General features: G+C 73.9%; 16 protein-coding genes. 6 read left to right on the plus strand and 10 right to left on the minus strand.

The window, feature by feature from the left end:
- Nucleotides 1-18: 18 nt before the first annotated feature.
- Entirely contained in the window at nucleotides 19-594 is a 576-nt protein-coding gene (locus tag AB0K18_RS04810; protein WP_364909860.1) for a helix-turn-helix domain-containing protein, read from the minus strand.
- A gap of 108 nt (nucleotides 595-702) precedes the next feature.
- Between AB0K18_RS04810 and AB0K18_RS04815 the strand changes: the two genes are divergently transcribed.
- Both AB0K18_RS04815 and AB0K18_RS04820 read left to right on the plus strand, forming a co-directional pair.
- A complete protein-coding gene (locus AB0K18_RS04815; RefSeq protein WP_364909863.1) occupies nucleotides 703-1335 on the plus strand; it encodes a nuclear transport factor 2 family protein in 633 nt (210 codons plus the stop codon).
- Nucleotides 1332-1730 (plus strand): FAD-dependent monooxygenase, encoded by a 399-nt coding sequence (locus AB0K18_RS04820; protein WP_364909866.1) that lies wholly within the window; start codon nucleotides 1332-1334, stop codon nucleotides 1728-1730. The genes AB0K18_RS04815 and AB0K18_RS04820 overlap by 4 nt, the downstream gene beginning before the upstream one ends.
- Here AB0K18_RS04820 and AB0K18_RS04825 read toward each other — a convergent pair.
- The 5 genes from AB0K18_RS04825 to AB0K18_RS04845 all read right to left on the minus strand — a co-directional run bounded on the left by AB0K18_RS04825 (nucleotide 1702) and on the right by AB0K18_RS04845 (nucleotide 9623).
- Nucleotides 1702-2493 (minus strand): hypothetical protein, encoded by a 792-nt coding sequence (locus tag AB0K18_RS04825; RefSeq protein WP_364909869.1) that lies wholly within the window; start codon nucleotides 2491-2493, stop codon nucleotides 1702-1704. The genes AB0K18_RS04820 and AB0K18_RS04825 overlap by 29 nt on opposite strands.
- Before the next feature lie 55 nt (nucleotides 2494-2548).
- On the minus strand, nucleotides 2549-2722 hold the full coding sequence (locus tag AB0K18_RS04830) for an FAD-dependent oxidoreductase (RefSeq protein WP_364909872.1): 174 nt from the start codon (nucleotides 2720-2722) through the stop codon (nucleotides 2549-2551).
- An 81-nt stretch (nucleotides 2723-2803) separates the two neighbouring features.
- Nucleotides 2804-5404: an NACHT domain-containing protein gene (locus AB0K18_RS04835; RefSeq protein ID WP_364909874.1), complete on the minus strand. Its 2601-nt coding sequence runs from the start codon at nucleotides 5402-5404 to the stop codon at nucleotides 2804-2806.
- Entirely contained in the window at nucleotides 5401-6096 is a 696-nt protein-coding gene (locus AB0K18_RS04840) for a hypothetical protein (RefSeq protein WP_364909877.1), read from the minus strand. The genes AB0K18_RS04835 and AB0K18_RS04840 overlap by 4 nt, the downstream gene beginning before the upstream one ends.
- Complete coding sequence (locus AB0K18_RS04845) at nucleotides 6087-9623, minus strand: AAA family ATPase (protein ID WP_364909879.1); 3537 nt, start codon at nucleotides 9621-9623, stop codon at nucleotides 6087-6089. Before AB0K18_RS04845 ends, AB0K18_RS04840 begins: the two co-directional genes overlap by 10 nt.
- Before the next feature lie 177 nt (nucleotides 9624-9800).
- Here AB0K18_RS04845 and AB0K18_RS04850 point away from each other — a divergent pair, with 177 nt between their 5' ends.
- Complete coding sequence (locus AB0K18_RS04850; protein WP_364909882.1) at nucleotides 9801-11093, plus strand: NB-ARC domain-containing protein; 1293 nt, start codon at nucleotides 9801-9803, stop codon at nucleotides 11091-11093.
- Between the two features lie 3 nt (nucleotides 11094-11096).
- Here AB0K18_RS04850 and AB0K18_RS04855 read toward each other — a convergent pair whose 3' ends face one another.
- From AB0K18_RS04855 to AB0K18_RS04870, 4 genes are read right to left on the minus strand one after another with little or no spacing between them, the layout of a single operon-like run.
- Nucleotides 11097-13439: a glycosyl hydrolase family 65 protein gene (locus tag AB0K18_RS04855; RefSeq protein WP_364909885.1), complete on the minus strand. Its 2343-nt coding sequence runs from the start codon at nucleotides 13437-13439 to the stop codon at nucleotides 11097-11099.
- A complete protein-coding gene (locus AB0K18_RS04860) occupies nucleotides 13436-14182 on the minus strand; it encodes a beta-phosphoglucomutase family hydrolase (protein WP_364909888.1) in 747 nt (248 codons plus the stop codon). Before AB0K18_RS04860 ends, AB0K18_RS04855 begins: the two co-directional genes overlap by 4 nt.
- 18 nt (nucleotides 14183-14200) lie before the next feature.
- Entirely contained in the window at nucleotides 14201-14848 is a 648-nt protein-coding gene (locus AB0K18_RS04865) for a response regulator transcription factor (RefSeq protein ID WP_364909891.1), read from the minus strand.
- Nucleotides 14845-15948 (minus strand): sensor histidine kinase, encoded by a 1104-nt coding sequence (locus tag AB0K18_RS04870; RefSeq protein WP_364909894.1) that lies wholly within the window; start codon nucleotides 15946-15948, stop codon nucleotides 14845-14847. Before AB0K18_RS04870 ends, AB0K18_RS04865 begins: the two co-directional genes overlap by 4 nt.
- An 88-nt stretch (nucleotides 15949-16036) precedes the next feature.
- Here AB0K18_RS04870 and AB0K18_RS04875 point away from each other — a divergent pair, with 88 nt between their 5' ends.
- From AB0K18_RS04875 to AB0K18_RS04885, 3 genes are read left to right on the plus strand one after another with little or no spacing between them, the layout of a single operon-like run.
- Complete coding sequence (locus AB0K18_RS04875; RefSeq protein ID WP_364909897.1) at nucleotides 16037-16741, plus strand: ATP-binding cassette domain-containing protein; 705 nt, start codon at nucleotides 16037-16039, stop codon at nucleotides 16739-16741.
- Entirely contained in the window at nucleotides 16738-17487 is a 750-nt protein-coding gene (locus tag AB0K18_RS04880; protein ID WP_364909900.1) for an ABC transporter permease, read from the plus strand. The genes AB0K18_RS04875 and AB0K18_RS04880 overlap by 4 nt, the downstream gene beginning before the upstream one ends.
- A complete protein-coding gene (locus tag AB0K18_RS04885) occupies nucleotides 17484-17993 on the plus strand; it encodes an SMI1/KNR4 family protein (protein ID WP_364909902.1) in 510 nt (169 codons plus the stop codon). Before AB0K18_RS04880 ends, AB0K18_RS04885 begins: the two co-directional genes overlap by 4 nt.
- Nucleotides 17994-18051 lie beyond the last annotated feature (58 nt).

The following is an 18051-nucleotide window of genomic DNA, read 5'->3' on the forward strand; positions in this document are numbered from 1 at the left end:
CTCTGGAGCCGGGGGTGATCACGTCGGGCGGAGGGCGTCCAGGAGGAGGGTGGTCATGCGGCCGGGCGGGCGGGCGCCGTCGCGGGCGTGGCGTTCCATGGTCAGGGCGCCCAAGGTGAGGCCGCGCAGGTCGTGGACGTCGATGTCGGTACGCACCAGCCCGCCCCGCTGGGCGCCGGTCAGCAGGGCCTCGAAGGCCCGCCAGATGTCGCCCTTGGCCCCGTCGTACGGATCGACCGGCGACCCCGCCGCCTCCAGCGCGTCGCACAGGGCCTTGTTGAGCATCGCCTGATCCACCACCCGCGCCAGGAAGGCGAAGAACGCCTGCCCGGGCTGCTCGGACGCGGCCAGCCGCCTGGCCTCCTCGCCCAGTTGCCGGATCCGCTCGTCCATGACGGCCTCGAACAGCGCCTCCTTGGTGGGGAAGTGCCGGTAGACCGTGCCCGCGCCGACGCCCGCCCGCCGGGCGATCTCGTCCAGCGGGACCGCCATGCCCTCGTCCGCGAACGCCTCCTCGGCGGCGCGCAGCACCCGCTCCCGGTTGCGGCGGGCGTCGGCGCGCAGCGGCTTGCCGGGCGCGGACTGGTCGCTCATGCGGCGTTCCTCTCAGTCGGGTTGGACAACCGGGGCGCGCGTTCCGTATTGTCGCCAAGGCAAAGCGGGGCGCGCGTTCCGATTCTAGTCCTTCTGTGGGAGCCCACCATGTCCGAGGAACTTCACACGATCATCGAACGCCTGCGCCAGGCGTTGCGGGGAATGGAGGTGGACGCGTTCACCGACGTGTTCGCCGACGACGCGGTCTACGAGCTGCGGTTCGGCATGCCGGGGCAGCCGGGCCGGTACGAGGGGGTGCGGGCGATCCGCGAGCACATGCGACAGGGCGTCTCCGGGGGCCTCGCCGGGCTGCTCGCCTTCGACGACGTCCGCGTCATGGAGTTCCGGCTGCGCACGACGGCACCCGCCGAAGCCACCGTCAGGAAGATGATCGGCGCGTCGGCAGCGAACGACCATGAGGCGCTGCTCGCGCTCTACGCCCCCGACGTCGTCATCGAGATCCCGTTCGCGCCGCCGGGCGTGCCCACCCGGTCGGCCGGCCGTGACCGGTTCCGCGACCGGCTCGAAGGGGTGCGCGGGCTGCGGAGGTTCGAGCGGGCCGAGGTCGTGAGCGTGCGGCCGGCCGCGGACCCGGAGGTCGTGATCGCCGAATACACCCTGTACGGCACGGTCATCGCCACCGGCGAGCCGTTCGCGACGGCGTACATCATGGTGATCACCGTCCGCGACGGGCTCATCGTGCACTCGCGGGACTACGGCATCCCGGTGGCCGCGGCGTGATCGTGACGATCGACGGCGAGAAGGAATGGGTCTTCCACACCACCGGCGACGCCTCTGGTGCTACCGACCTGGTGCTTGGAGCCATCGGCGACCCGTCGGTGGAGGTGGGGATCGTCAGCGTGCTGCCGTGGCGGCCCCGCGCCCAGGTGTCCGACTCGTTCTCCGCCGGGCCGGTGTTCCTCGTGGGCGACGCCGCCCACGCCGTGCCGCCGCTGGGCGCATTCGGATTGAACACCGGCGTCGCGGACGCGCACAACCTGGCGTGGAAGCCGGCCTACGTCCTGCGCGGCGAGGCGGGACCAGGACTGCTCGACATAATCCCGCCGGTGAGCCGTCCGCACGTTCGTCCGTGCCGTGTCACGGCCCTCAGCGGCCGGGGTAGGCGGGGACGGTGATGGAGTCGTGGAGGCGGGCGGTCTTGCTGGCCAGGCGGGTCAGGGCGCGGCTGGGGCCGGCGGGCAGGGCGGAGATCAGGCGGGCGCCCTGGGCCAGGCCCCACACGCCCAGCCGGGACGTCGGGACCAGGGTGCGGGCGGCGCTCAGGGCGACCTCGCGGCTGCCGCGTACGTGTTCCGCCATGGCCCGCTCGTAGGCGGGGAAGGCGCGCGCGTGGTCGCCGTCCGCCCGGGCCAGCTCCCCGGCGAGCACGTACGCGCCCACGACGGCCAGGCTGGTGCTGCCGCCCACGGCAGGGCCGGGGCAGTAGCCGGCGTCGCCGACGAGCGTGACCCGGCCGCGTGACCAGGTGTCCATGCGGAGCTGGGTGATCGAGTCGAAGTAGAACGCGGGTGCCTTGCCGAGCCCGGCGAGCCAGCCGTCCACCTCGGGGTGCATGCCCTGAAAGGCGGCGCGCAGCAGATCCTTCTGCCGGGCCACGTCCCGGTGGTGGTAGTCGAGCGGCTCACCGCGGAACAGGAACAGCACCCGCGCCTCGTCGAGGTGCCGCGCGCCGTACACGCCGGCGGTGCGGCCCACGCCGACGTGGATGCGCAGCTCGCCGTCCAGGCCGCAGCGGCCGGGCAGGGACAGCACGCCGAAGTAGGCGCCGATGAAGCTGCTTGCGGCGTCGCCGAAGACGAGACGGCGCACGCCGGAGTGCAGCCCGTCCGCTCCGACGACGAGGCCGAAGCGGCGCGGCCCGGCGTGCTCGAACCGCACCTCGCCGTCGGGCGAGATGGCGGTGATGGCGTCGCCGAAGACGTACTCGACGTCGTCAGAGGCGGCATCGTGGTAGATCCACCGCCGGCCGGAACAGATCGACCGCGTGCCCCCCGCTCTTGCGCAGCTCCGGTGACCGCTCGACGACGGTCACCGAGAGACCATGCCTGACCAGCCAGTACGCCAGCACCGGCCCGGCCACCCCCGCGCCGGAGATGAGCACGCGCATGAGCAACCACCCCTTCAGAACGACAGATGTGGGGAACCAGTGTCACCGCCCGGCGCCCGGGATGGATTGGACGATTGTTCCTCAGTCGGCGGGCGTCAGGAAGTCCTGCAGCTCGCGGTGCCTGAACTGGTACGTCGCACCGCTGACCCGCAGCAGCCGAGCCTCGCACGCCCAGTCGAGGAAGCTCCACAGCCGCAGCGGCAGCAGCCCCCGCGTGGCCGCGACGATGAGGCCGATCATCGTACGGGTCCACGCCACGGCGCCGAAGCTCAAACCGAAGGAGACACCCCCGACGACCGCGCACAGCAGCGACACGACCAGATCCTGGCTCATCACGAACACCAGGAACGCCGCGATCCCGCCGGTCAGCCCGAAGGCCATCCCGATGGTCGGGTTGCGGCGCAGGGCCTCACGCGGATGGGCCAGCTCGGCGTCCATGCTCCACCCACCAGTAGTGATCTTGAAGACGACCCCGAGCGCGAACGCCAGCACGAACGCCCCGCCCAGCCCCGCGACCAGCTCCACCGGCCCGGCGTGCGCCAGCCGCAGCGGCGCCAGCCCGGTGAGCGCCCCGCACAGCCCGAACCCCATCAGCGTGATCGGCTCGGCGCGGATCGCCTCGGCCACCGTCATGCGGCCGGCGCCGACCCGGCCCGCGGCGGTCAGCCCGATGACCGTCCCGAGCGCCAGCCCGCCGGTGCCGCCCGCGACGACGGCGAACAGCGGCCCGAACACCGTCCCGCCGGTGAGCAGCAGCCCGGCCAGCCCGCCCAGCACGCCGACGGGCAGCCCGGCCAGCCCGCCGAGCAGCGCGCCGATCAACCGCCGCCGTCGCGGTACGTTGGCCCGCCCGCCGGCGGCGGCCGGCCACGGCGACAGCGACAGGCCGGTCACGATCGCCACCCAGGACGTCATGAGCGCCAAGGTGAGCGCCTGCTCGGCGCCCCCGCCAACGTCACCGCCCACGTCACCGCCCACGTCACCGGCCGCCGAGCCGGTCCAGAACGAGACCATGGCGACGACCGCGAGCGTCACCGCGCACACGCCGTGCAGCGCCCGCACCAGGAATCGGCCGCCGATCGGCCACAGCAGGTGAGGGACGAGGTCGATCGCCGTCAGCCCCGGGGGCGGCCGGTCGGAGCGCGCGTCGTGTCCGGCCTGCCGGCGCAGGTGCGCCGCCAGGTGCTCCAGCCACGCCCGCACCTGCTCCGGCTGGTACGCGGTCCCGTACGCGGCCCTGGGCGTCAGCCGGGTCGCGGCCGGCACGTACGCCTCCAGCAGCCGCCGGGCGATCACCTCGGCCCCGGCGCGCGAGTCGGCGTGCGGGTCGACCCGCAGCAGCTCGTACGGGTCCGCGCCGGACTCCACGGCCGTCGCGGTCAGCAGCAGCCGCCACGGCGTCGCGAGCGCGAGGTGCACGGCCCGGCCGTCGGGCCCCGACAGCGCCGCCTGGATGCCGTCACGATGGTCGGCACACGGGTGGCCGTCGGGCCAGCGCGCCTTCAGGTAGACGGCGATCTGCTCCACGCTCAGGTCGTGCAGCCGGATCACGGTCGCGTTGTCCAGCCACACGCCGGCCGCGCGCAGCTCGGCGTGCCGGTCGGCGCGGCAGGTCACGACGACCGCCCCCGCCCGGCGCCCGGACAGGTCGCTGTAGCGGTTGAGCTCGCCCAGCAGGCCCATCGCCCGGCGCGGCGGGCCGGCGGGCGGGTCGGGGTCCAGCTCGTCCAGCCCGTCCACCACGGGCAGGACCCTGCGGTCGCGTACGAGCCGGTGCGCGTCGCCGGCCGCGAGCCCGAAGTCATGCACGAGCTGCTCGGCCAGCCAGCTCTCGAAGGGCCTGCCCGGGGTCCAGCGGGCGGCGTTCAGGCGGACCGGGACCGTACGCGGGGGGCGGCCGGTGGCCAGCGGCGACTCCAGGAGCTGCAGCACCAGCTCGATCGCCAGGACCGTCTTCCCTGCGCCCGACTCGCCCACGACCAGCAGCCGCTGGGGGTGCAGGGCGGTGAAGAACCGGCCGATGGTGTGCAGGTCGTCCAGGCTCGGGCCGAAGGAGACGGGCGCGATGTCGTAACCGCCCAGCAGTCCTTTCCGTGCCCTGTCCTCCTCGCGCAGCACCCGGCGCACGAGCAGATCGACCGCCGGGTCGCGGCCGGAGCCCGCGTAGGGGGCCTCCGGCGAAAGGGCCTGCGGCGGCGGCGCCTCCGGCGTAGGGCCTTGTGGGGGAGGGGCCGCTGAGGAAGGAGCCGCGTCCTGAGGAGCCGCTGGGGAAGGAGCCGCGTCCGGAGGGGGAGCGTCCGGAGGGGGAGCGGTCGCTGGGGAGCCGGCCGACGGGGGAGTGGCGGGGCCGGCGAGGGCGGCCCTGGCCGCGCGCCAGCGTTCCAGCTCCCCCCCGATCAGCTCCTCGGGATGCTCGCAGGACCGCAGGCAGGCCGTGACGAACGCCCGTACGAACTCCCAGCGCGGCAGCCGATCGGTCTGCCGCAGCACGTGCGAGGTCGTGCTCTTCGGCAGCGCGTCCACCAGGGCGCCGTCCGCCGCCGTGACCTGCCCGCCCAGCGCCCGCAGCCGGCTCAGCGACGGTTCGCCCGCCCACTGCCTGAGCCGTACGAGCGCCGCGACGAACTCCGCCGTGTCACCCGCCTGCGCCGGATCGGGCGGAAGGGGACGATCCTCGCTCACTGCTCTCCCGTCCTGACCAGCGCCCACGTGAACGTCGCCCGCCCCCGCCACCGGCCGGGGACGCACACCCCCTCCACAGTCTGGACGTGCCGCGCCTCCATCAGGAAGTTGCGCGCCTCGTCGGCCTCCACCAGGTCACGCCCGACCGCGATGGGCACGAACCCGTGCCGGGGGATGTAGACCCAGCGCCCGCGGTCCCAGTCGTAGGGGTCGAACCAGCGGTGCCGTACGGTGCCGGACACCCGCACCTCCCGCCCCTGCCTGGTCAGCATGAACGAGCCCTGCGAGCGCAGCAGGCTCATGCGGCTGACGTAGAACAGCTCGGTGCCGATGAAGGCGTTGATACGGGCGTCCCAGTAGTCGTGCAGCCAGGCCGACCCGTGCTCCTCCAGCGTGCCGGCCCGGCGCAGGAGCTGGCGTTCGAAGCGGCGCTGGTTCTTGCGCTCGGCCTTCTTGATCACCTTGAACGAGCGCAGCCAGCGCAGCGACATCGTCCGCGACTCGCCGGCGCCGTCCATGAAGTGCTCGAGGAAGTCGGAGGCGATCGGATGGAAGTCGCGGCCCCCGTCGATGATCGACCGGAACAGGTCCACCAGCTCGGGCACCGGCCTGCCCGTCCGCCGTCTCAGCCCTCGCAGGAACATGCCGGCCCTTCCCCTGATGTGATGGGTGCGATCGAGCGTCACGTACACGTCGGGCGGAACTCCTCCTCGGGCACGAGCGTCGCCCACTCGCCGCGGGTGAGCCAGCGGCCGGCGTTGGCGCAGGCCGCGGCGACGAGGTCGGCGGGCGTGCGGGCGTCCCACAGCCGCGCGGTCCCGTCGCCGGAGACCGAGGCCACCTTCGTGCCGTCGGGGGAGTAGGCGAGCGCGGCCACGCCGCGCGTGTGGCCGGTCATCGGATGGCCGAGCGGCCGGTACACGCGCAGGTCCCACAGCAGCACGTCGCCGCCCTGCAGCCCGGTGGCCAGCACCTGGCCGTCGGGGCTGAACGCGACCGTGGTGGGCGCGGCGTCCTTCGGCACCAGGGCGACGCCCTTGGTGCGGCGGCGTGGCACGTCCCACAGCCGCACGGCGTTGTCGTCCGCCGTGTACGCCAGGACCGTGCTGTCGGGGCTGAATTCCAGGTCGTTGACCAGCCCGCCGGCGACCGCTGGCGGCGTGCCCTCGATCTGGCGGCGGGTGGCGATGTCGAAGAGCCGTACCCGGGCGTCGAAGCCCGCGCTGGCCAGCGTCCTGCCGTCGGGGCTGATGGCCATGCCGGTGATGACGTCGGTGTGGTCGTCCACGCGGATGCGCGGCCCGAACTCGCGGCGGCTCGCGACGTCCCAGAACGCGATCTCCTGCTCGTGCTGCACGGCCACGAACCTGCCGTCGGGGCTGAAGGCGGCCACGCCCTTGAACACGGGGTCATGGGCGAGCACGCGGCGGCTCGCGAGGTCCCAGATCCGCAGGCCGTCCATGGCGGACGTCAGCAGCGTGCGCCCGTCGGGCGTGAACATCATGCTGATCACCGGGCCGCGGGCGCCGGGCGCGCGCAGCGGCGGGCCGCTGGGACGCTGGGTGGCGACGTCCCACAACAGCACGCCGGGGTCGCGGGCGCCGGGGCCCGCGGTCGCCAGCGTCCGTCCGTCGCGGCTCAGCGCGACCGCGTGCTGCGCCCGCATCGGCGTGCCGACCTGCAGATGGACGCGTGGCTCTGCGAAGCGGACGACGCCGTCGGCGCTCGCGGCGGCCAGCAGCTCGCCGTCGGCGCTGAACGCCACCCGCCCCACGCCCGCGTAGTTGGCCTGCAGCGCGGTGACCTGCTGCCGGCTGGTCGTGTCCCACAGCACGGTACGGCCGGAGGTCCCGCCGGTGGCGATCCTGGTGCCGTCGGGGCTGAAGGCGGCCGAGGAGAAGCCGCCTTCGCGGTCCTTGAGCGCGCCCGCGCGCCGGCCCGACGCCGTGTCCCACAGGATCGCGCCGTCGCCGCCGGCGGTCACGAGCGTCCTGGTGTCGGGGCTGAGCGCGATGTCGTAGAGGGGGCCCTCGCTCTGCTCGGCGAACGGGGCGCCGAGCGGGCGGGCGGTGGCGGGGTCCCAGAGCCGTACGGCCAGGCCCCGGGCGACGGCCATGGCCCTGCCGTCCCGGCTGAACATCACCCGCTGCACGATGCTCGCCAGCTCGGGCCCGTGGTCGGGACGCCCCATGGCGGGGCCGCTCGGGCGGTGCGTGACGGGGTCCCACTGCCGGACGACACCGCGGAAGTCGCCCGTCACGAACGTCCCGCCGTCGGGGCTGTAGGCCAGCGCCGACACGACCGCGTCGTGCTTCAGATCGGGGCCCAGCACGCGGCGGGTGGCCACGTCGTAGAAGCGGACGGTGCTGATGCAGCCGGTGGCGAGGGTCCTGCCGTCGGGGCTGAGCGCCACCTGGACGCCGGAGCACTCGAACTCGGCGCGGGTGATCGGGGCGCCGAGCTGTTCGCGGGTGGCGACGTCCCAGATGCGCGCGGTGCCGTCGTCGCCGCCGGTCACCGCGATCCTGCCGTCGGCGCTGAGCGCGAGTGACCTGATGCCGCGCACGTGCCCGGTGAGCTCGCCCCTGCCGGTGCCGGTCGCGGCGGTCAGCAGGCGGTTGCGTGCCTCGTCGGTGGGGGCGATCTTCCAGGCCGCGACGGCCAGCATCGAGGCCAGGGCGACGTCGCCGGTGACCTCGCTCTGCGCGGCGAGCTGGCGGGAGAGCGCCACCCTGCGCTGGCGTCCCGCCTCGTCCGCGGCGCCGGCGGCGAGGGCGGCGGCGATGAGGGCGAGCACCGACAACGTGGCGAGGCTCGCGACGGCGAGCCTGCGGCGGCGGCTCGTGCGCCGCTCCTCCTTCTCGGATGCCGCGACGAAGCCGTCCACGACGGGCCCGGGCGGCGGGAAGCTGTCGGGGTCGCGCTCCCAGCGGGGCCTGCTGTCCTGGACGGCGAGCAGCCGCGCGCCCCGATAGAGGAACGCGGGGTCGCGATGGTGGTCGGCCCACTGGGCGGCGGCCTCCACCAGCCGGTCGTAGACCCCCTGCGCGGCCAGGTCGGGCTCCAGCCACTGCCGCAGCGTGGGCCAGGCGGTCAGCAGCGCGTCGTGGGAGATCTCGGCGCCGTCCTCGTGCAGGGTGAGCAGCCGCCGGTCGGCGAACGCCGACAGCAGCGCCCCCACCTGCTCGCGCCGCCGCGGGGTGTGCGCGGACGCGGCGGCGTGGATCTCGGCCAGCCGCGCCCCGCGCCGCGCCACCCGGCCGCCCGCCGTGATGAGGGTCAGCCGGCGGAAGATGCGCAGCGCGGCCTTGCGGTCCTCCGGTGACAGCCGCCCGAGCACCTCGTCGGCCGTGCGGCGCACGGAGTCGCGGACCCGGCCCGACTCCTCGTAGCCGCGCAGGGTCAGCGTGCCGTCCGTACGGCGTTCCCAGGTGTTGCGCAGCGCCTGCGAGAGCAGCGGCAGCGCGCCGGCCAGGGGACGGTCGCCCGAGCCCGTGCGCAGCTCGGCGAGCATGGTCTCCACCAGGCCGGGCTCGATCCGCAGCCCGGCCGCGGCGGCCGGGCCGGTGATGGCGAGGCGCAGGTCGGCCTCCGTCATCGGCTCGACGATGACCTGCCCGTCCTGGATGGCCTCGGCGAAACGCGGGTAGGCGGCGCAGCGGTCCCAGTGGTCCGCGCGGACCCCGACGACCACGCCGGCGCCGTGCGGGCCGCCGGTGAGCGCGTGCAGCGTGGCCACGTACGCCTGGCGCTCGTGCTCGTCGCCCACCAGCGTGAACAGCTCCTCGAACTGGTCGGCCACCAGCAGCGGCCGCCCGTCGGCCTCGCCGAGCAGCCGCCACGGTTCGGCGCGCAGCCGAGCGGCCACCGTCTCCGCGTCGCCGCCGAACTCCTTGGCCCAGACCTCGGCCAGCGTGCGGAACGGTGTCGCGGTCGGTGTGGTGAGCAGGCACCGCCACTTTCGCGGCCCGGCGGCCGGGAGTTCGCCCTCGTCCACCGCGGGGAGCAGGCCCGCGCGTAACAGGGACGACTTGCCGACGCCCGATGCGCCCGAGACGAGCAGGACGGAGCCGCGTCCTGCCAGCCGCCGGCCGAGCCGGTCGAGGAGATCGCGGGTCGCCCGCGTACGGCCGAAGAACAGCTCGGACATTCCCGCTTCGAACGGAGCGAGACCCTGGTAGGGGCAGATGTCGTTGGGATGACCGCCCCGCTCGCCCATGGCGGTCATTCTGACAAAGGGGGCCACGGGCATCAAACGGGTTGCGTCCGATTTCGTCCAATGTCGTCCCATCCGTGGTCTGAACGGCTCAAACGCGGTTCTGATGGACGTGCTGCCACTTGATCGAGAGGCCCGGCCCGGCGCCGGAGCCCTTCATGGGGGATCGCGGGAGACGTCTTGTACTCGGCACGATGCACTCTGCCCGGCGCCGCAGGGGAGACCGGCGACGGGCACCCGGCGGGCGCGCTGCTCCGGGGATGGCGCAAGCGCGCGCTGCTGACCCAGGAACAACTCGCCGAGCAGGCGGGACTCAACGTCAGGACCGTGCGGCGGCTGGAGAGCGGGGGGCTCCAGCCGCGCAGCAGGTCCGTGCTGCTGATCGCGCAGGCGCTCGGGCTGTGCGGCGAGGAGCGCGAGCAACTGGCCGCAGCCGCCCGCGGCGCGCCCGCCGCTCCGGCCGACGAGCCGGCCGTCAGCCCGATCGTCCCCCGCCAGCTGCCCGCCGGCCTCGCGGCGCTGGCCGGCCGCGAGCACGAGCTGACGGTCGTCGAGAACGCGCACCGCGCGGAACCGGCGCCGGTCGTCGCCATCGACGGCATGGCGGGAACGGGCAAGACGGCGCTCGCGGTGCACGCCGCCCACCGGCTCGCGCCCGGCTTCCCCGACGGGCAGCTCTACGTGGACCTGCACGGCCACACGCCGGGCGCGGCCCCGGTCGGGCCCGCCGAGGCCCTGGCCAGGATGGCGCGCGCATTCGGCGTGCCAGGCGCGGACCTGCCTGACCAGCTCGACGACCGCGCGGCGCTCTACCGCAGCGTGCTGGCGCGGCGCCGGGTGCTGGTCGTGCTGGACGACGCCGCCGACGAGGACCAGGTCCAGCCGCTGCTGCCCGCGGGCCCCGGCTGCCGGGTGATCGTCACCAGCCGGCGGCGGCTGAGCGGGCTGGGGGACGTCCGCGCGCTGTCGCTGGACGTCCTGCTCCCTGCTGCGGCGGTCGCCCTGTTCGCCGAGGTCGCCGGGCGGGAGCGGGTGGCCGGAGCGCCGCGCGGCGAGCTGCATGAGGTGGTGGCGCGGTGCGGGGCGCTGCCGCTGGCCGTCCGCATCGCCGCCGAGCGGCTGCGGGCGCGCCCGACGTGGCGGGTGCGGGACCTGCTCGACCGGCTCGCCGGTGACCGGCTGGCCGCGCTGAAGGCGGGACGGCACGACGTCGCCGCCGCCCTCGACCGGTCCTACGACCGGCTGCCGGCCGACCTGCGGCGCGCGTACCGGCTGCTGGGGGCGCGCACCGGCGCCGGCGCGAACGTGGACCCGCGCACCGCAGCCACCCTGCTGGGGACGAGCGCCCCGCACGCCGAACGGCTGCTGGAGCGGCTGCTGGACGCGCGCCTGCTACGCGAGGCCGCGCCAGGGCGGTACCTGTTCCACGACCTCGTCCGTGACCACGCCTGCCGGGCGAGCCGCGTGGCGTGACCGTCAGCGGGGGCGGGGTTCGCGGCCGGGCGGCTGGCGTACCTGCCGATCCGGCTCCTCGCGCGGCGGGTTGGGCCGGGTGACCTGCTCCTCGCCCAGCTCGACCCGCTCGCCGCAGTGCAGCACCGTGATCGGCGGGCCGTCCAGCAGCCGGTACGTCGTCGCCTCCCGCGTGGCGCTGACGCACACCAGGCTGCCCCGGTACCGCAGCCGGAAGCCCAGCCGGGTGATGCCCGCGGGCAGGCACGGCGCGAACCGCAGCCGCCCACCGCCCGCGCGCATCCCGCCGAACCCCGACACCAGCGCGATCCACGCCCCCGCCAGCGAGGCCATGTGCACGCCGTCCACCGTGTTCTTCTCCAGGTCGGCGAGGTCCATCAGCGCCGCCTCGCCGAGGTAGCGGTAGGCCAGGTCCAGGTAGCCGACCTCGGCGGCCATGACCGCCTGCGTACAGGCCGACAGGGACGAGTCGCGCACGGTCAGCGCCTCGTAGTAGGCGAAGTTCGCGGCCTTCTGCTCGGCCGTGAAGGCGTCGGGGCGCAGGTGCATGGCGAGCACGACGTCCGCCTGCTTGACCACCTGCCGCCGGTAGAGGTCGAAGTACGGGAAGTGCAGCAGCAGCGGGTAACGGTCGCCGGTGGCGTCGAAGTCCCAGAGCGCGTGCTGGGTGAAGCCCTCGCTCTGCTGATGCACGCCGAGCCGCTCGTCGAAGGGGACGGTCATCGCCTCCGCCCCCGCGCGCCAGGTGCGGATCTCCTCCTCGGTGACGCCGAGCCGCCCCGCCGGGCCGGGATGGCGTTCGGCCGCGTCGGCCGCCGCGCGCAGGTTCTGCTGGGCCAGCAGGTTGGTGTAGACGTTGTTGTCCACGACGGCGGTGTACTCGTCCGGCCCCGTCACGCCGTCGATGCGATAGCGCCCCGACGCGTCGTGGTGGCCCAGCGAGCACCACAGCCGGGCCGTCTCGACCAGCAGCGGCAGGCCGGTCTCGCGGTCGAAGACGGCGTCGTCGAGTGCGTCCACGTACTGGGTGACGGCGTGCGCGATGTCGGCGTTGACGTGGAAGGCCGCAGTGCCCGCCGGCCAGTAGCCGGAGCACTCCTCGCCGTGGATCGTCCGCCAGGGGAAGGCGGCGCCGCCCAGCCCGAGCTGCGTGGCCCGCTCCCTGGCCAGCGGCAGCGTGGAACGCCGCCACGACAGGGCGTCCGCGACCGCCGGGGGATAGGTGTAGGTGAGCACCGGCAGCACGAAGATCTCGGTGTCCCAGAACGTGTGCCCGTCGTACCCGGTGCCGGTCAGGCCCTTGGCCGGGATCGGCCGCGACTCCAGCCGCGCGGCCGACTGCAGCAGGTGGAACATCCCGAACCGGACGGCCTGCTGCACCTCGTCGTCGCCCTCCACCTCGACGTCGGCGCCGTCCCAGAAGGCGTCGAGGAAGCGCCGCTGGTCGGCGCAGAGGCCGTCCCAGCCGGTCAGGCGGGCCGCCGCCAGCGCCGCCGCCACCTGGTCGTGCAGCGCGGCCCGCGAGCGCCGGCGCGACCAGCCGTAGGAGAACAGCTTGACCACCCGCAGCGTCTGGCCGGGTGACAGGCGGGTGGCGACGGTCAGGCGGCTGACGTCGTCGCCGCCGCGCCCCTCGGTCAGCGTCTCGTCGGGACCCTCGATCTCGTGCCACATGCCGGCCGCCAGCCGCAGCCCGCTCTCCCTGGTGCGGTGCACCATGATGCCCAGGCCGTCGTCGCCGGTGACGTTCTCCTCCTCGATGAGGGGGGAGCGCAGCGGAGCCGCGGCCCGCGGGTCGCCGGAGGCGGCCGTGCGGGTCTCGTTGGCGATCAGCTCCGACTGGACGACGACGCGGATCGGGCGGTCCACGGCCTGGACCTCGTAGTTGATCGCGGCGATCGCGCGATGGGTGAACGACACCAGCCGGGTCGAGGTGATGCGCACCGGGGCGCCGGTCGGGGAGCTCCAGTGCGCGGTGCGGGTGAGCGTGCCCGCCCGCAGGTCCAGCACCCGCTCGTGCTGGTGCAGGGTGCCGTAGCGCAGGTCGAACGGCTCGTCGCCGACCAGCAGCCTGATCACCTTGCCGTTGGTGACGTTGACCACCGTCTGGCCCGACTCCGGGTAGCCGTAACCCGCCTCCGCGTACGGCAGCGGGCGCAGCTCGTAGCAGCCGTTCAGGTACGTGCCCGGCTCGGCGTGCGGCTCGCCCTCGTCCAGGTTGCCGCGCAGCCCGACGTGCCCGTTGGACAGCGCGAACAGCGACTCGGTCTGCGCCAGCACGTCGAGGTCGAGGCGGTGCTCGCGCAGGGCCCACGGCTCGATCGTGAACGCCGGATGCCGGATCATCGCGCCTCCTCCAGCAGCTCGGCCAGGTCGGTGACCACGATGTCCGCGCCGTTCTCGCGCAGCTCGTCCGCCTGCCCCACGCGATCGACGCCCACGACGAAGCCGAACCGGCCCGCCCGGCCCGCCGCCACCCCCGCCAGCGCGTCCTCGAACACCGCCGCCTGCCCCGGCTGCAGCTTCAGCGCCTCGGCCGCCGCCAGGTACATGTCGGGGGCCGGCTTGCCCGCCAGCCGCCGCTCCTGCGCCACCACGCCGTCGACCCTGGCCTCGAACCGCCCGGCGATGCCCGCCGCGTCCAGCACCTGCGCGGTGTTCGCGCTGGACGACACCACCGCCGTACGCAGCCCCGCCCGCCGCACCGCGTCCACGTAGCGGACCGAGCCGGGGAACACCTGTACGCCGTCCCGCTCGATGACGGCCTGCACGAGCTGGTTCTTGCGGTTGCTCAGCCCCTGCACGGTCAGCGCGTCAGGCGGGTCGTCCGGCGTCCCTTCCGGCAGCTCGATGCCGCGCGATCGCAGGAAGCCGCGCGCGCCGTCCGCGCGCTTCTTGCCGTCCACGTAGCGGTCGTAGTCGGCGGCGGCGTCGAACGGCACGAACGGCGTCCCCGTCCGGCCGGCCCACTTGTGCAGGAACTCGTCGAACATCGACTTCCAGGCGGCGGCATGGACGGTGGCGGTGCGTGTCAGCACACCGTCCATGTCGAACAGGCATCCGCGAATGCCCTCAGGCAACCCCAGCATGCATCCTCCTCCCCGCCCCTACCCTCCCGGCCTGCGAATATCCGGGACCACGCCGGCCTCGTAGGCCGCGATGACCAGATGCACCCGCGTGCGCGCGCCGAGCTTCAGCAGCAGGCTGCTCACGTGCGTCTTGACCGTGCTCATCGAGAGGTGGAGGGTGCCCGCGATCTCCGCGTTCGACAGGCCGCGCGCCACCAGGACGAGCACCTCACGCTCGCGCTCGGTGACGTCGAGCCGGCGGGCCGGCGGGCGTACGTGCCGCTCGATCAGCCGCCGGGTGGTGCTGGGCGCGAGCAGGGAGTCGCCGGAGGCGACGATCTGCACGCTCCTGGTCAGCTCCGCCGGCGGGGTGTCCTTGAGCAGGAAGCCCGCGGCGCCGGCCTGGAGTGCTCCGTAGACGTACTCGTCGAGGTCGAAGGTTGTGACGATGAGCACGCGGGCCCGCGGATGCGCGGCGCAGATGCGGCGGGTGGCCTCGATGCCGTCCATCTCGGGCATCCGTACGTCCATCAGCACCAGGTCGGGCGGCTGGCTCGCGGCGACGGCCACGGCCTGCGTGCCGGTGGCGGCCTCCGCGTACACGGTGAACCCCGGCACGCCGTCGATCAGCCGGCGGAAGCTCGTCCTGATGAGCGGCTGGTCGTCGGCCACCAGCACCTTGATCACAGCGGTAGCCTCGCCCTCACCTGGAATCCGCGCACCGGGCGGACGCCCGCCTCGAACTCGCCGCCGAAGGCGCGCACGCGCTCGCGCAGCCCCGTCAGCCCGTGGCCGTAGGGCCGCTCGCGGGCGTTCCTGCCGTCGTCGGCGACCTCCACGACCAGCTCCTCGTCGCGCCGCTCGATCAGCACCGTGGCCCGCCCGGCCTCGGCGTGCCTGAGCACGTTGGTGAGCGCCTCCTGCACGATCCGGTAGACCGTCAGCTCCATCTCGCCCTGGACCTCGCCGTTCACGCGCAGCTCGACCTCCAGGCCCGCGGCCCTGGTCTTCGCGACGAGGTCGTCGAGGTCGGCGAGCCCGGGAGCGGGCGTCAGGTCCGCCGGGCCGTCGTCGCGCAGCACTCCGAGCAGGCGCCTGGTCTCGCGCAGCGCCGACCTGCTGGTCTCCTCGATCGAGCCCAGCGTGCGGCGCATCTCCTCGGGGTCGCCGACGTGCCGCTCGACGCCCGCCTGCACGGCGATGGTGCTCAGGCTGTGCCCGATGACGTCGTGCAGCTCGCGGGCGATGCGCAGCCGTTCCCGCGCCGCCTCGGTACGAGCCCGCTCCTCGGCCTGGGCGGCCAGCTGCTCGGTGTAGAGCCGGCGCTGCCGTACGGCCGTGCCGGTGGACCAGGCCGCCACCACGATGGCCGGCACCAGCCCGACGTAATCGAGGCTCTGACTCCCCAGGGGGAGCTCCACCACCCCGTAGAGCGTGACCGCCACGGCCACCAGCAGCTCCGGCACCGCCCTGCGCCGGGTGGCGAGCGTGTAGAGCACGAGCGGCAGGCCGAACGGATCCGCGTGCGGGATGAGGAACTCCTGCATCCCCAGCCCGCCGATCAGCACCACGGCGAACACCGTCCGCGGCCACAGCCGCCGGACCGCGAGCGGCAGGCTGGTGGCCAGCGCCACCGCGAAGTCGAGCAGGCCGGGCGACGTGGCATTACGCCAGTGGATGAGCCCGAGGAAGCCGGTCGCCAGCAGCAGGGCCACCACGGTGTCGAGGGACACCCAGACCAGGCTTGGTATCCGGCTCAGCAGGGGCAGCCGGGGCTGAACACGCACATCATCGACCCTAACCAGCGGGCCTGGAGGCGCGTATCGGTCTCAGGACCGATACGCGGGCCGGGTCTCCTAGGGGATCGTGGTCGGCATGATCGAAGTCATCGGGTTGACCAAGCGCTTCGGAGGGAGCGCCGCCGTCGACGACCTCTCCTTCACCGTGACGCCCGGCAAGATCACCGGGTTTCTGGGGCCGAACGGCGCGGGCAAGACCACGACCCTGCGCATCATCCTCGGACTCGACCGGCCCGCCTCCGGCCTGGCCACCGTGAACGGCGTGCCGTACGCGCGCTTGAAGCGGCCGCTCACCCACGTCGGCGCGGTGCTCGACGCCACCGCCGTGCAGGGCGGGCGGCGCGCCGAGGCGCACCTGCGGTGGCTGGCCAGGACCAACGGGATCTCCCCCGCGCGCATCGGCGGGCTCCTGGAACTGGTCGGGCTCGCCGGCGCCGGACGCAAGCGGGCGGGCGGCTTCTCCCTCGGCATGAAGCAGCGGCTGGCGCTGGCCGCCGCGCTGCTCGGCGACCCCGAGGTGCTGCTGCTCGACGAGCCGCTCAACGGGCTCGACCCCGAGGGCATCAGGTGGCTGCGCGGGCTGCTGAAGTCGCTGGCGGCCGAGGGGCGGACCGTGCTGGTCTCCAGCCACCTCATGCACGAGATGGCGGTCACCGCCGACCACCTCGTCGTCATCGCGCGGGGCCGGCTGGTCGCCGACACGGAGATCGGCCGGTTCGTCCGGCCCGGGATGTCGCTGGAGGAGACGTTCATGCGGGTCATCGAAGGGAGCACGGCGTGAACGCGGTCGCCGCCGAATGGATCAAGCTGCGCTCGTTGCGTTCCACCTGGTGGTCGCTCGGGGCGGGGGTGCTGACGGCGCTCGCGCTCACCGTGCTCGGCGCCTACACGGTGATCTCGCGCTGGGACGCGGGTCAGGCGGGCGAGCAGGCCGCGATGGGGATCGTCGTGGCCGTCTACGTGGGAGTCGTGCTGGCCCAGCTGCCCCTCGGCATGCTCGGCGCCATGTCGATCACCGGCGAGCACACCTCCGGCATGATCGACACGACGTTCGTCGCCACGCCGTCGCGCTCGCGGGTGCTGCTCGCCAAGGCGGGCGTGCTCGGCGGGCTCGCCGTCGCCGCCTCGCTGCTCATCGCGATCCCCGGATACCTGTACGGGCTGACGGTGGCCGCCGAGTTCCACCCGGCGGCGCCACCGGCCGGAGCCTGGGCGGTGGTCGCCGGCGGCACGCTCATGATCGTCATGGCCACGCTGCTCGGGCTGGCGCTCGGCGCGCTCTTCCGCAACGGCGCCGTGGCGATCTCCGTGCTGGTGGTGCTCCTTGGGCTGGTCCCCTTCGCCGGTCAGGTGCTGCCGGGCGGCGACGTGGCCAACCGCGTCCTGCCGGGCTATCCGGCGCTCCAGCTCATCGAGCAGGTGCCCGACATCATGCCGGACCCGGCCGCCTTCGCCCTGCTGGCCGCCTGGACCGTCGTCCCGCTGCTGCTCGCGATCCGCTTCGGCGGGTACCGTCCCCGATCATGACCTGGTCCACCTTCTTCCCGGAGAAGTTCCCGCCGCGCCCGCCCGCCACCGAGGCGGACGTCCGCGCGCTCGAAGCACGCCTGGACGTGGAGCTGCCGCCGAGCTACCGGCGGTTCCTCCTGTTCGCCGACGGCTACGGCGACCCCGACGACGAACACTGCCTGCGGTCCGCCGCCACCGTCGGCTGGCTGCGCGACCTCGAGTCCTGGTTCGTCGACTACTGCCTGCCCGAAGACCACACGCCCCGGAGCGTGCCCGACGAGCTCTACTTCGTCTACGGCGAGGGGCAGGACTGCATCCACATCAGGGAGGAGTACCTGCCCGACCTCCTGCTGGTCGGGCACTGGGACGACGGGTGGGTGCTGCTCAACCCGCGCGTCAGGACCGCAGAGGGGGAGTGGGAGGCGTGGTTCCACGCACCCTGGCTACCCGGCGCGAACCGCTACCGGACGTTCCTGGACCTCATGGAGGACGAGCATCGAAGGGCCTGGGGCGGCGTGGCCTGAACGACTTGCCATATCGTTTTTCGATGCTATCGTTTTTCGATAGCATCGAAAAACGATA

Origin of the sequence: Nonomuraea sp. NPDC049421, assembly GCF_040677005.1 — a bacterium.
In the GTDB taxonomy this organism is placed as follows: domain Bacteria; phylum Actinomycetota; class Actinomycetes; order Streptosporangiales; family Streptosporangiaceae; genus Nonomuraea; species Nonomuraea salmonea.